10 protein-coding genes and 5 pseudogenes are annotated in these 13,291 nt (G+C 61.5%); 7 read left to right on the top strand and 8 right to left on the bottom strand.

Annotation, left to right across the window (positions count from 1 at the left end; genetic code table 11):
• Nucleotides 1-194: 194 nt before the first annotated feature.
• The gene (locus OKW30_RS25175) at nt 195-566 is read left to right on the top strand and encodes a BON domain-containing protein (protein WP_187631261.1); all 372 of its coding nucleotides are present in this window, start codon (nt 195-197) and stop codon (nt 564-566) included.
• Nucleotides 567-1,050: 484 nt separating this feature from the next.
• On the opposite strand, the pseudogene OKW30_RS25170 reads toward OKW30_RS25175, so the two are convergent.
• The 3 genes and pseudogenes from OKW30_RS25170 to OKW30_RS25160 all read right to left on the bottom strand — a co-directional run.
• Nucleotides 1,051-1,236: pseudogene (locus OKW30_RS25170) on the bottom strand (IS110 family transposase); the annotation flags it as partial.
• The gene (locus OKW30_RS25165; protein WP_260336721.1) at nt 1,227-1,733 is read right to left on the bottom strand and encodes a DUF3331 domain-containing protein; all 507 of its coding nucleotides are present in this window, start codon (nt 1,731-1,733) and stop codon (nt 1,227-1,229) included. The gene OKW30_RS25165 and the pseudogene OKW30_RS25170, both read right to left, overlap by 10 nt.
• A gap of 43 nt (nt 1,734-1,776) precedes the next feature.
• Entirely contained in the window at nt 1,777-2,718 is a 942-nt protein-coding gene (locus OKW30_RS25160) for an MBL fold metallo-hydrolase (protein ID WP_429349167.1), read from the bottom strand.
• A gap of 249 nt (nt 2,719-2,967) precedes the next feature.
• Between OKW30_RS25160 and OKW30_RS25155 the strand changes: the two genes are divergently transcribed.
• The 4 genes from OKW30_RS25155 to OKW30_RS25140 all read left to right on the top strand — a co-directional run bounded on the left by OKW30_RS25155 (nt 2,968) and on the right by OKW30_RS25140 (nt 8,489).
• Nucleotides 2,968-4,095, top strand: coding sequence for an FAD-dependent monooxygenase (locus OKW30_RS25155; protein WP_429347907.1), 1,128 nt, complete (start codon nt 2,968-2,970; stop codon nt 4,093-4,095).
• A gap of 323 nt (nt 4,096-4,418) precedes the next feature.
• A complete protein-coding gene (locus tag OKW30_RS25150; protein ID WP_184074445.1) occupies nt 4,419-5,333 on the top strand; it encodes a helix-turn-helix transcriptional regulator in 915 nt (304 codons plus the stop codon).
• A 231-nt stretch (nt 5,334-5,564) separates the two neighbouring features.
• Entirely contained in the window at nt 5,565-8,114 is a 2,550-nt protein-coding gene (locus tag OKW30_RS25145) for an ATP-binding protein (protein WP_429347906.1), read from the top strand.
• 135 nt (nt 8,115-8,249) lie between these two features.
• Complete coding sequence (locus OKW30_RS25140) at nt 8,250-8,489, top strand: hypothetical protein (protein WP_429347905.1); 240 nt, start codon at nt 8,250-8,252, stop codon at nt 8,487-8,489.
• Here the strand turns inward: OKW30_RS25140 and OKW30_RS25135 are convergent.
• Both OKW30_RS25135 and OKW30_RS25130 read right to left on the bottom strand, forming a co-directional pair.
• Nucleotides 8,480-9,301 (bottom strand): alpha/beta fold hydrolase, encoded by an 822-nt coding sequence (locus OKW30_RS25135; protein ID WP_184074441.1) that lies wholly within the window; start codon nt 9,299-9,301, stop codon nt 8,480-8,482. The two genes, OKW30_RS25140 and OKW30_RS25135, sit on opposite strands and share 10 nt — an antisense overlap.
• Before the next feature lie 86 nt (nt 9,302-9,387).
• Nucleotides 9,388-11,109: an FAD-dependent oxidoreductase gene (locus OKW30_RS25130; RefSeq protein WP_429347904.1), complete on the bottom strand. Its 1,722-nt coding sequence runs from the start codon at nt 11,107-11,109 to the stop codon at nt 9,388-9,390.
• Between the two features lie 39 nt (nt 11,110-11,148).
• On the opposite strand from OKW30_RS25130, the pseudogene OKW30_RS25125 reads away from it, so the two are divergent.
• Nucleotides 11,149-11,629, top strand: a pseudogene (locus OKW30_RS25125) (IS5 family transposase); the annotation flags it as partial.
• Between the two features lie 130 nt (nt 11,630-11,759).
• On the opposite strand, the pseudogene OKW30_RS25120 reads toward OKW30_RS25125, so the two are convergent.
• From OKW30_RS25120 to OKW30_RS25110, 3 genes and pseudogenes are all read right to left on the bottom strand, one after another.
• Nucleotides 11,760-11,822 (bottom strand): annotated as a pseudogene (locus OKW30_RS25120) (DUF1427 family protein); the annotation flags it as partial.
• Between the two features lie 27 nt (nt 11,823-11,849).
• The gene (locus OKW30_RS25115; RefSeq protein WP_184074437.1) at nt 11,850-12,491 is read right to left on the bottom strand and encodes a phosphohydrolase; all 642 of its coding nucleotides are present in this window, start codon (nt 12,489-12,491) and stop codon (nt 11,850-11,852) included.
• Nucleotides 12,492-12,714: 223 nt separating this feature from the next.
• Nucleotides 12,715-12,961: pseudogene (locus tag OKW30_RS25110) on the bottom strand (glyoxalase); the annotation flags it as partial.
• Between OKW30_RS25110 and OKW30_RS25105 the strand changes: the two are divergent.
• Nucleotides 12,952-13,260, top strand: a pseudogene (locus OKW30_RS25105) (IS30 family transposase); the annotation flags it as partial. The pseudogenes OKW30_RS25110 and OKW30_RS25105 sit on opposite strands and share 10 nt — an antisense overlap.
• Nucleotides 13,261-13,291: the final 31 nt, after the last annotated feature.

The following is a 13,291-nucleotide window of genomic DNA, read 5'->3' as shown; positions in this document are numbered from 1 at the left end:
TGCGGCACGTCCGCACCGTGCGGCTCTGACAGCAATGCTAACCCGCGTTTGATTCCGTTGCGGCAGGCCAGCCTCTGTCCCGCAGGAAGTCATACTGCCTACCAGGTCCGACCGGAAGTTCTAACACCGCCTAAACGAAGACCGCCCGCAAAGCTGCGGACTTGCGGGTCTACCGTCTTTTGCTGCAGGGGAGAATGAATGTGAGTGGTGCAAGCGTCAAAATCTGCGCGATCCTGGTTATGGTCCCCATGAGTTGCGGCTCGATCCAGGCTGGCGCACACACGGGTGAGAACACGGGTGCTGGCGCGACAGCGCGGGTGGCGTACTCGACGTCGCGGCTTCAGAACAGGCCGGATAGTGCGGTGAGTCGTGACGTCCGCAGCGCCCTCAGGCGGACACCGAGCCTGGATGCTTCAGGGATTCGGGTCAGGGCGCGCCTCGGCGTCGTGACGCTCACGGGATGGGTGCCTGAGCACAGGCAGATCGCGCTCGCCGGCAACACGGCAGGATCGGTGCGCGGAGTTAGGTCGGTGGCGAATCACTTGACCTTGCGGAACAGCCGTTAGCCAGCGATTCGAGAAAATGAAGTGAGTACATCACGGGTAGGCCACGCGATGAACGCCACATAGCGGCAGTGACCGGCGGGCGCTTCGCGACCGCAAAATGAAACCTTAGGACGGCGTCGCTAAGCGACATGAGCGTTCCTGCCGTTCGGGCGCACGCAACCGGTACGGCCGCTTGCAAGCGGATCGGTCATTCGGGTGACCCGCAAATGCGCGGGCCGATGACCGTACATGGACTCCTCCTCGTTTGCAAACATGTCGCCTATCAAGCCTCATTGTCGATCGCTCACGTATATCCGGTCTCGTACAAATGTGCCTCTGCGAGGCAACGGACCCTGATGGGCTATTCGCGCGCTGACTCCCAATCGCTCCTACGGGCTCGAGGCCTCGGTCCTTCGCGGGTTTGATCAGCGCCGGTTCGACCTGTTGGCCATCGTGCGGCTTGTTTTGCAATCGTGGATGAAGGTACAGCTGGTTGCTCTCGGTTTCAGTGCGCAGCAAGCTCCGGCTGATAGTCGGTTTCCCTTGTGATCATCGCCCAGGCAATTCGAGCCGTCTTGTTTGCCAGCGCCACGGCTGCAATATTCGGGTGCCGCTCTCCCGCTATGCGCATAACCCACAGACTTAGTGCATCAGTCCGTCGTCTGGCCATCTGGATCACATCTAGCGCACCCCACCCTCTCCAACCATGGAGGTCATTTGCTCGATCACAGAGGCAAGAATCATGGCGGTGGCATTAGCCGGGGGAGTGGGTCGCACTCTCGGCTTGTAGATCGAATCCTCGCGACGGACGACCGCGCCGCTCACCGCACAGCGCCCTTTCACGCGGGCGCGGCAACTGATCCACACCTGATCGACGTAGCGGCACCGCGTCGCGTCCTGCCAAAGCACGGCAATCGACGTGTCGGAAAGGCGCTCGATCACTTCGACCTGAATGTGCGACGACGGCGCATAAGTGGCGCGGCGAGACGCCGGCCGCGCAAGGTATGCGTCGCCCAGGCCCTCGCTCCGATATCCGGGCAGAAGCGCATGGATCACGTGGTCCCATACGGACGCCCCAATGTCGTTTATCGTGGCGTTTGTTTTTTCGCACGAAGCACGACGCGCTTCGTGACGGATGCCGTTCGCGCGATGCGTGTGAGGCATGAGCGCAATCGCTTCTGTTTCCATATGCCGTTCCTCGATGGGGTGAGAGGCAAACCAGGCGCCGACATCATTGCGCGGGTGAGGCGTCGTAATTGACCGGCACCCAGTCATACGCACTGCCATCTTTCCTGATGTGCCCCAATCCGGGAAAAGCGATATGCGCGGCGCCGACGGGATAATGTTTGTCCGCGGCGAGCTTGAGCGCGTAGCGGCGGTAGCGCCGCGCCGCTACCGCGTCGGAGTCGTACTCGACGGACGCCGTAGGGTTGCGCAACTGGATCGCCGCGACATGAATGACATCGCCCCACACAAGCAGATCTTTGGAATCGCTCTCTACGAGATATGCCGTATGGCCCGGCGTATCGCCGGGAAGCGCTGCGGCGCGAATCCCGGGATCGAGTTCGAGGTCCCCGCTGAAGGGCTTGAAGCGGTCGGCCGCCACATAGGGGGCGACGGATGCGATTGCCGCATCGAAAAATGTGCTGAGAAAAGCGGGCGCTTTCGTTTTGTTCGCCGGATTCAGCCAATAGTCCGCTTCGGTCCGGCTGGTCCGCACAACCGCATTCGGAAACACCATCGCACCGTTGGCGACGATGCCACCAACATGGTCTTTATGCAGATGCGTGAGCAATACCTCGTCGATCTGCCCGGGCTGATAGCCCGCGGCGCGCAGATTGGCCAGCAGGCGTCCGCAGCAGTCGCCATAGAGCACGCCCGCGCCAGTGTCGATAAGAATCAGCTTCGAACCGGTATTGATCAGAAAGGCGTTGATCGATCCTTGAACCGGTGCCTGCAAAAAATCGCGCGCGAGGTCACGTTCGACTTCAGCCTTCGGTACACCTTCAATTACCGTGTCGATCGGAAACGGATGCGTGCCGTCGAGCAATGCGGTCACTTCGAACTGACCGACCATCATCCGATAAAAACCTGGGCCCTGCGTTTTGACCTGCGGCGCAGCGGCAAACGCACTGTTCCCATCCCCGCTACGATGCTCAGTATCACGATGCACCACGCACCGACATTCGTGGATAATCCGCGCCGAATCAGCTTCATTACTTTGTTCCTCGTGGTTGGCTCCAGCATGGAAAAAGCATACGACGGCACGTTCGAAACCGTTGCTAATTTTTATTAATAGTCCTGAGCCAACGCGGTGATCAATGGCCGGCGGCAAGCACAACTGCTGATGCAGCGCTAGAGTGCGATATCGCAAGAGTCAGAAACCTAGACTGAATCATTGAATGGACACTGCACCACGAACATGAAAATAGCCATTGCCGGCGGTTCAATAGCAGGACTCGCATGCGCGTTGACGCTGACGTGCACGGGTCACGACGTGCACGTCTACGAGCGTGCCACGGCGCCGCTTCGCGGTCGCGGCGGCGGCGTCGTGGTGTTGCGGCAAATGCTGCGGTTTCTCGAACAGCACGGCCATCGGGTCCGCGCCATGTTGTCGGTACCCACGCACCACCGGCGCTGGATCGATCGGAACGGTAACGTGATTCGCGAGGACCCCGAATTGCTGCCGTTTTCTTCCTGGGACGCCGTCTACCGGTCGCTATGCAGCATGCTGCCGCCCACCGCGATTCTCTACGGGCACACCGTCGAGAGTGTCGCTGAAGTTGCGGACAGCGTCGATATCCGATTCGCAGATGGCGCGGCACCGGTTCGCGCCGACATCCTGATCGCCGCGGACGGCACCGGTTCGCGGCTTCGCTCGATGCTGTTTCCCGATAGCGCTTCGTCGTATGCGGGCTACATCGCGTGGCGCGGCGTGGTGGATGAAAGCACGTTCAACCGCGCCGACATCGCGGATCTGGTCGAGAACATGACGCTCTTCCGTGCGGCAGGCGAACTGTTCATGACGTTCCTGATTCCCGCGCTGGACGGCTCCCTCGAACCGGGCACGCGCCGCTTCAATTGGCTCTGGTACAGGAACGAAACCCATGCGGCGTCAATCGGGGCGTTTCTCACCGGCCGCGACGGTCTGCGTCACCATGCGTCGGTGGCGCCCGGCGAACTGTCGGAGCGATCGCTGGCGCACCTGCATCAGGCGGCGCTGGAGCGCCTTCCACGCACGCTGTCGCAACTGGTGGCCGCAACCGGAGCCCCCTTCCTGCAGGCGATCTCCGATGCGCTGAGTCCGTCGTTCGCCAAAGGCCGCATCGCGTTGGTCGGCGACGCCGCGTGCACGCTGCGGCCCCATACCGGCTCGGGCACGTCGAAAGCCGCCGATGACGCCGTGAGCCTCGCGCAAGCGCTCGCGGAGCCGGGTCCTGATGTCGCCCGGATACTCGCGGAGTGGGCCACGGTTCGACGTGCAGCCGTCGAACCCCTGCTTCTCAAGGGGCCGCGGCTCGCCCAATCGTTCGGCCTTGGTTCGCCATAATGCACGCACCGCCATTGCAGCAGACGCCTTCGCATAAGGCGTTGAGCATGCGCACCGCGTCCGACATCGGACTGAAATAGTCGACGTCCACAATCGCCGACTACCGGCACGCCTTGTTCATCGTTCGATTCCGCCAGTCATGTCGTCGACGCGAAAATAAACACGCTCGTTCGCCCCCGAAATACCGAAAGCTAAACAAAAATTAATATTTGACCTCGATTATTTTCGAGATAATTGCGCATCCCGCCGATTATCACCATCTCCTGATCTTGGCAACGCGAACCGGCAAGCGGCTGTAGCGAGACGAACAGAGGTGACGGATCATGCTTGACCATTCAGAAGCTTTCACTGCGACGGCATTCCGGCACAAGGACTCGCTGGGATGCGTTTCGAATCAACTGCACAAAGACCTTGAACTCGATACGGGCGAATTCGCGTTTTATCGCAAATGCAGGCGTCGCGAACAAACCAGCGAGGTAGCGACGCCCGCCTCGGATCGCGGGTTCCTGATCGGTGTTTCGCTGACAGCCGGCCATCGTAGGCGAATCATCTCGGGCAGTCGGTCGGCATTGCACGACTTCGAGAAGGACTCGGTCTACATTCGCAATTTCGAAGAGGACTACCGCGCGGACTTGCACGGCGCATTCGATTTCGTGCTGGTGGAACTCTCGCGCGCCTTTATCACGAATACCTGCTACGAGCGCAGCGGGTCCGCCATCGCGGGCTTCTCATCGCTGCCGGGCCGCAAAGACCCGATCTTCGGTCATCTGGCACAGGTATTGGCGCTCACGCTCGACAGCCCGGATAACGTCAGTCCGCTCTTCGTCGAGCAACTGGGCGTGACCATCGGCACGCATCTGATCGACCGGTATGGCAACGCGCCGGCTCAATCGAACAAGAAGAGCCGGCGGTTGTCGAGCCTGCATGAAACGCGCGCCAAAGATATGCTCCTCGCGAAGGCACAAGGGAGCGTTTCGCTCGAAAAAATCGCGAGCGCGTGCAATCTGTCGCGCAGCTACTTCATCCGCGCATTTCGCGAGACCACGGATCGCACGCCGCATCAATGGCTGTTGGAGCAGCGCATCGATCGCGCCCGGGATCTGCTGCGGCATTCCGACGGATCGTTGTCGGATATCGCGATTGCGTGCGGCTTCTCGGATCAAAGCCACTTCACGCGAACCTTCTCGCAATTGGTCGGTATGCCCCCGGGTACCTGGCGCCGCCACGCACGCAACTGAATCGCGTGGCTCCCAAGTTCTGCCGCAAAGTGTTTTGATCAGACATTAGGCAAGCAGGGCGTGGCACGCCCTTCCCGCGGCACCGGACTTTCCTACAAAGCATCGCACTAACGTGCAAGACGCGCGGCCGTCGCCACGGTATGTTCGCTCATGCCCGAACCCGGCATCCGCGAATGCCTTCCCGCCCCTGGCATTCTTTCGTATCTGGCTCATTCTGAATCTGATAACGCGATGATCGAAATCGGCAGCTTTCTGATCGATCTGGAAATGCGCACTTTGCGGCAAAACGGCGAAGTCGTGCATGTCGGATCCCGCGCGTTCGACATTCTTGCCGTGGTCGCTTCCGCCGGTGGGCGCCTCGTCACGAAAGACGAGCTGATGAATGCAGTCTGGCCCGACACCGTTGTCGAAGAGAACAACGTACAGGTGCATCTCTCCGCACTGCGAAAGATACTCGGCCCGGACCGCGATCTGATTCTTACTGTACCGGGCCGCGGTTATCAGCTTCTCCAGCGGCAGAAGAGTCCCGCTTTCAACGAATCCGGTTCGCAGGCGGCCGGCGGAGGCGGTCTGCCGGCATCCAGCTCCGTGCTGCTGGGGCGTGACGCCTCGGTCGGCCTGATCCGCGCGATGCTGGCGCAAACGCATGTGCTCACGCTGGTCGGCGCCGGCGGCATCGGCAAAACAAGTCTCGCCATCCAAGCGGCTCGCCATACCTCGCCCGACTTCGCCGAACCCGTCTGTTTCATCGAACTGGCCGCGTTGAGTACGCCAGAGGCAGTGCTTGGCGCCATCGCCGAAAGCTTGGGAATAAACCTGTCCGGCCCGCATCCGGACATTGCGCAGGTGGCGTCCGCGCTTGGCCGGCGACGTAAGCTGCTGGTGCTCGATAACGCGGAGCATGTCATCAGCGCGGTAGCGCAAATCGTCGATGCACTCGTTCTCGGCAACGACATGCTGCGCATACTGGTCACGAGCAGAGAATCGCTTCGCATCATGCCCGAGATGGTGTTCAAAGTTGATCCGCTGGCTGTGCCGCTGCCTCATTCCACCGATGTGGAGATTCTGCGGTGTTCCGCGGTAAGCCTGTTCCTCCAGCGTGCTAATTCGCTGCAAGGAACCGTATGCGCCGACAGCGCGGAAATCCGGCTAGTCGGCGAGATTTGCCGCCGGCTGGACGGCATTCCACTGGCGATCGAACTCGCGGCGGCCCGCGTCGTGGCACTCGGCGTCGAAGGCGTTTATCGCCGGCTCGACGACCGCATGGCGATACTCGGAGGCGGTTACCGGACCGCGCTGCCGCGCCATCAGACCTTGCGCGCGACGTTCGACTGGAGTTTCGCCATACTCGACCTGGCCACTCAGGCGCTCTTCCGGCGTCTCGCGGTCTTCAGCGGCAGTTTCACTTTCGAGGCGATGTGCGCGATCGCGTGCGACGAGGAGCACTCGATGGCGAACGCGATCGGCGGCATCACCGAGCTGATAGCGAAGTCACTGGTCAACGTGGAGTTCGAGGGGCCGGTGGCGAAATACCGCCTATCCGAATCGACCCGCGCGTATGCCAGGGAAAAACTGCAGGCCGAAGGCGAGTTGCAGGAAATGACCTCGCGCAATGCGCGCTATCTCTCCTGCCCCTTTCAGGCGCAAACGGGCGGCGAATTGCGCGGCGACAACAGCAATCAGCCCGAGCTCCAACAGACGCTCGACGATGCGCGCGTTGCCTTCGACTGGGCCTTCTCCCCCGATGGAGATCTGCGAGTCGGTGTCGAACTGGCGTCGAACCTGGTCAGTGCGCTGCTCCATTCAGGCCTGATCGAGGAGTGCTGCACGCGCGCCGCGCAAGCCGTCGAGGCACTCGACCACCTGCCCCCCGGATCGGTGGACGCCGCACGCGAAATGCGCGTGCGCGCGGCGCTGGCGTCGGCCTTGCCCTATGTGCGCGGTCCGGTTTCACGGCCGGCGGAACTGTGGCGTGACGTCCTCGCGCTCGCGGTCGAGTCCGACGACAACACCTTTCGCATTCACGCGCTATGGGGCCTGTGGAACACGATGTTCTCCTTCGGCGACATCAATCAATCGATGACCTTCGCGAAGCAGTTTCACCAACTGGCAATGCAGCAAGGCACGCCGTGGCAGAAGATCGTCGCCGACCAGATCATCGCGATTTCGCAGCACTATCTCGGCCAGCACACGGAGGCGAAGCGAGGCCTGATGAGCGCCAGGCAGCGCCTTGCGCAGCTGCGCGGCGAAGCGCTGCGCGAGGGCCGCTTTGCCGTCGACCCGGTCGTCTTTTGCAGCGGCGTGCTTGCCCGGATCGCATGGCTCCAGGGCGACCCAGATGAGGCGACGGCGCTGGTCGATACGCTCGTCGACTCGGTTCGCTCGGAGACGATGGAACCTTCACTCACGCACGTGCTGGGTGCCGCCGTGATTCCGCTTGCGCTCATGTCCGGCGATTTACGGCGCGGCTCGCACTACATCGACATCATGCGATCTCAAGCCGCGCTCCACGGCTTCGCAATCTGGCTGGACTATTGCGACTGCCTGGCGGCCTACCGCGACATTCTCGACGGACGTACGGAACAGGCGTTGCCGGTCCTCGAAGCCAAGCTCGACGCGCTGATGTCACGCGGTTTCCGGCGCATGATCACGCCGTTTATCGTCGCGCACGCCGAGGCGCTGATCAAACAGAAGCGCGTGCCGGAGGCGGAGAACCGGCTCGGCGAAGCGCTGGATTTTTGCCAGAACAACGGCGAACTGTTCTTTCTGCCGGAGGTCTGACGAGCACTGGGTGTCGCGGCACACGCCGAAGCGGAACTGCACGCTCGAACGAGCGAGACTCGCGCCAGTGGAATCGCCATCGCGTCCTGCCGATTTTCCAATGCGATCCAGCTTGCCCGCCAGCAGGACGCGAAAATGTGGCAACTGCGCGCGTCCATGGGTATGGCGCGTCTTCTGGACGTGCAAGGTCGGTCGGAAGAAGCCGCTGAACTGCTGGCTCCGCTGGCAGACGAACTGGAAAGCGCTTCCTGCACGTCCGACATGCAGGCACTGCTCGAACTGCTCGCGTACCTGCGCGCGCGCCGTGGCCCGCGGCGCTCGTCGACCGCCGCCGGACGCGCGAACCGCGCCGTCGGCGTACTGCTTTACGACTGAATGAACGCCAGCAGATCCGCATTCACGCGGTCCGCGTGCGTCGTGCACAGACCATGCGAGGCGCCTTCGTAAATCTTCAGCTCGGCGTTCGGCAGGAGCTTCGCCGAACGCATTCCGGAAATTTCGAGCGGCACCATCTGATCATCGTCGCCCTGCAACACGAGCGCCGGCACCGTGACCTGCTTGAGGTCGCCGGTGAAATCCGTTTCCGAGAATGCCTTGATGCAATCGTACGAGGCTTTGATCGAGCCTTGCATTCCGGCCAGCCAGAACGCGTCGATCGTGCCTTGCGACACCTGCGCATCCGGACGATTGAAGCCGTAGAGCGGCAACGCCACGTCCTTGAAGAACTGCGAGCGGTTATTGCGCACGCCCTCGCGCATGCCGTCGAATATCGACATCGGCAGGCCGCCCGGATTCGCTTCCGTCTTCAGCAGGAACGGCGGCGCCGAAGCGATCAGCACGGCCTTGGCGACACGCTTCGCGCCATGGCGAGCGATATAGCGCACCACTTCGCCGCCCCCCATCGAATGGCCGACCATCACGACATTGTTCAGATCGAGCGTGTCGATCAGAACGGCGAGATCGTCCGCAAAGGTGTTCATGTCGTTGCCGTTCCACGGCTGCGACGAACGTCCGTGACCGCGGCGGTCATGCGCAATCACGCGATAGCCGCGCTCCGCGAGAAACACCATCTGCGCGTCCCATGCATCCGCGTTGAGCGGCCACCCATGGGAGAAGAGAACCGCTTGGCCCGCACCCCAATCCTTGTAATAGATTTGCGTGCCGTCCCGGGTGGTGAAAGATGCCATTGCGATTGCTCCATTCAATGTGGTTTGTCGGCATACACCGTTGTGCCATGCGCCATACGAGTACTCGGGTAAAAGGACGGATATGCCTACGCGGCAGCCGCCGTCAGCCGGCTCAGGTACCCATGGATCTGACTCACCACCGCAGCGCCGTCGCCCACGGCTGCTGCCACGCGCTTCGCGGACTCCGAGCGCACGTCGCCAACTGCGAACATGCCTGGCACGCTGGTTTCGAGCGGGTAGCGCGCGCTTGCTTCAGGCGAGCCATGTTCGCTGAGCGCGAATCCGGTGACGACAAACCCGCGGTTATCAAGCTCCACGCCGCTCGAGTTGAGCCAATCCGTCTTCGGATCCGCGCCGATAAAGAGAAACAGATGGCGCGTGGCGATCGCCTCATCGGTCTGTTCGTTTTCCTTACGGATATGAACCTTGACGAGTCCGGCTTCATCGCCTTCGAGCGCGCTTAGCGCGCAGCGCGTGCACAGCGTGACGTTGGGCAGCGAACCGATACGGTCGATCAGGTATTTCGACATACTCGCGTTCAGGTCGTTGCCGCGAATCAGCACCCGAATGCTGCGAGCAAAATTCGCCAGAAAGACGACCGCCTGTCCCGCCGAGTTGCCCCCGCCCATCAGCACGATATCCTGCCCCCTCACCAGCTTGGCCTCGATCGTCGATGCCCAGTAGTAGGTACCCCGCCCTTCGAAGCGCTGGAAATCCGGCACCGTCGGCTTTCGATAGGCGGCGCCGCTCGCCACGACGATGGTCCTGGCGCTGATGCGCTGACCGTCGAGCAGCGACAGCAGGAAGATGCCATCTTGCCGCCGCACGTCCATGACCTTGCCGGGAATCGCCAGATGCGCGCCGAACTTCAACGCCTGCTGGAACGCTCGCGCCGCGAGCGCCTGGCCGGAAATGCCGGTGGGAAAGCCGAGGTAATTCTCGATCCGGGAACTGGCGCCCGCCTGGCCGCCTGGCGCGCGCTGGTCGAACACCGCGACCGACAAACCTTCCGTGGCGGCATAGACGGATGCAGCCAGCCCGGCTGGCCCGGCGCCGACAATTGCGACGTCGTAGGTATGCGATTGCTCGAAGATCGGCACGAGTCCGAGGCATGAAGCAAGCTGCGCCTCGTCAGGCGCGCGCAGCACATAACCGTTCGGGCAGAACACCAGTGGGAAATCGGCCGGGCCGGTGGTCATGCCGCCTAGCAGCGTGATCGCCTCGGGATCGCTGCGCGCGTCGATCACCGTGGCCGGGTACGCATTGCGGCGCAGGAACCCTTGCAGTCCGACGAGCCGCGCGTCGTCGCCATTGCCGACGATGATCGGGCCGAGCCCTTGCTCGATCAGTCCGAGCCGCCGCAATATCAGCGCGCGCATGATGTGCTCGCCCAGTTGCGCGTCGGCAACGATCAACGCGCGCAGGCGGTCCGGTTCGATCACGAGCGTTTCCACGTCCGTCAACGCGACGCCGTCGATCAACGCGGGCTTACCGGATAGTTGCGCCATCTCCGCCATGAAGTGCCCGTCTTCATGTTCGGTGACGAGCGTCGAGCGTCCGAAGCTGTCGCGCGAATAGATGCGCACACGCCCATGCAGCAGCACGAACAGGCCCAGTGCAACCTGCCCGGTCTCGAAGATCAGCTCGCCCGCCTTGAACGACATCGGCCGTGCGAAGCGTCGCAGGCTTTGAATCTCCGCCGCGGACAGACGTGGAAACATCTGATGCTGACGGTACTCCAGCGAAGAAAAGGGAATCTCGAGTTCCGACGGCGCCACGGCGTCGGAAGATAAGTCCGGTGTGCTCATAACATGGCCTCCTCTGGCACGTCGTCGTGATGACGGTATGGCAACGAATGGCATTTGGCATGAAGGCGCATATCGGCGCCGATGCCGACTCGGGTCTGGTGCATAGCCTGGTGGGTACATCGGCCAACGTATCGGACGTATCGCAAGCCCATGCTTTGCTGCACGGGCATGAGCAGGAAGCGTTCGGCGATTCCGGCTACACGAACGTTGAAAAGCGCGACGAGATGCACGGCAATCCTGTGCAGTGGCGTGTGGCTGTCAAGCGCGGAAAATCAAGGCAATGCGTGACGGTGCGCTGAAGGATCTGCTGATCCAGGTCGAGCGAACCAAGGCGCAGATTCGCGCATGGGTCGAGCATCCGTTTCATGTCGTCAAGAATCTGTTCCGCCATCGCAAGGTCCGCTACAAAGGTCTAGCCAAGAACACGGCGCAACTGTTCAGTCTGTTCGCCTTGGCCAATCTGGTGATCGCGAAGAACCGACTGCGCTCGACACATGGGGAAAGTCCGTCATGTGTATGAATAACGCGAGCAGTTGGCCCGTATTCGAGCAAAACTCATCCCGGTCACAACAAAAATTCGTTCGCCGTTCTGACGCTTTCAAACTGACTCGTCGACAACGGTGGCGGCGAACCCATTGATCAGCGTTTCCCTTGAGTAGCCAATAGAGGAGCCCGACGCCGAAGCCGACTCCCAGTGAAATGATGTAACCCATGCTGTCCGTCCTCTGAATAACAATCTGTCAATTTGACCAGTCACATCCCAACACCAGTCCGCAGAAATTCAGACGGCGATAATTCGGATCCCACCGGTCCAGCACATCGGCATTCACCGTCCCGAATGTCGTGGCAGGACGATGCTCAATGCCGCGCGCGTAAGCTTCGATCAGCTTCTTCTTGAAGCCCGATTCGCGGGGATAGGCTTGCACGATTTCGTCCCGCTGCTGCGCGGTAAATTCGTCGTAACGGGCCCCCCGAACATCCATCTGCACGCCGGCGCTGACCATTGCGATCAAGGGCGACAAATGTTCCGGAATGCCAGGTGTCGTGTGCAATGCGATCGCCACCCAGACTTCATCGATCCGCTGATCGGCGACGGCGTACTGCCGCAGGAATTCGCGCGCCGCGTTCGCGCTGTCCACCTCGAACCGGTATGGCGAGTCTTGATACTTCGCGTTCAGCCCGGCGTTGTGAAACATCGCGCCGACATACAGCAGGTCGGCGTCGAAGGCCAGATTCTCGCGATACCCGGTCAGCGCACCGAACAGAAATGTCCTGAGCGCGTGGTGAAACATCAACTCGGACTCCGTGCCTCGCGTCAGATCAGTCGCCGCGCGGGCCATGGCACCGTCGGGAATATCAACGCCGGCAATGGTTTTCTTCATGTCAACTCCTCCGTGTCAGACATCCTTGCTCCGGCGCGCCTGCGCACGCGTGCCGGCCTGGCCTCGCAGCCGGGCGCGGGCCCATTCGAAGTCTTTGGCAGATCCTGTCCACGGCAGCGTAACGAATAAAACCTATAAAGACTTTGGCGGATTCTTAAGAAGACTTAAGCGACACAACGGTTATGCGAAATCCGTCAAATCGCCAGTTCATGGAAGCGCTTCACGGCCATTGGATCACCGCGTCCTTGCCGATCGGGTCGTCGAACGAATCGACGAGGACATCGGCGCCGGCCGCACGCGCCGCCTTGACCGGCCTGATCGATATCGGTGACCAGATAGCTGGTTCGCTCATTGCCGAACGGATACGGAATCGGCGTTTCGAAGCCGAACACCGACAGCATGCCGACCGGCGTTTGCACGTACTGCGACGCGGTCTTGCTCGGCGTGGGCGTCACCGTGAAGCCTGACCTACGATCAGGGCAAGGAAATGGCGCGACATACCGAACTCACTGCCGCCACCGGCGTGCGCGTGTACTTCTGCGACCCGCACAGTCCGTGCCAACGCGGCACCTGCGAGAACACCAACGGGTTGCTGCGTCAGTACCTGCCCAAAGGTACGGATTTGTCCGTGTGCAGCCAGGATGAACTTGACGCCATCGCTGACAGCATGAATAGCAGGCCACGTGCTACGCACGCATTTCACTCGCCTCTGGAGGTCTTCGCACGCATGCTCGAAGCCGCTTCACTGCCTCCGCCTGCGTTTCATTAACCCCGTTGCGCTTCACCCTTGAAACCGCCAT

It is taken from the genome of Paraburkholderia sp. Clong3 (genome assembly GCF_050436485.1).
GTDB lineage: Bacteria > Pseudomonadota > Gammaproteobacteria > Burkholderiales > Burkholderiaceae > Paraburkholderia > Paraburkholderia tuberum.
Note: the sequence above shows the minus strand (reverse complement) of the source record. Positions and strands in the feature narration are given on the sequence as shown.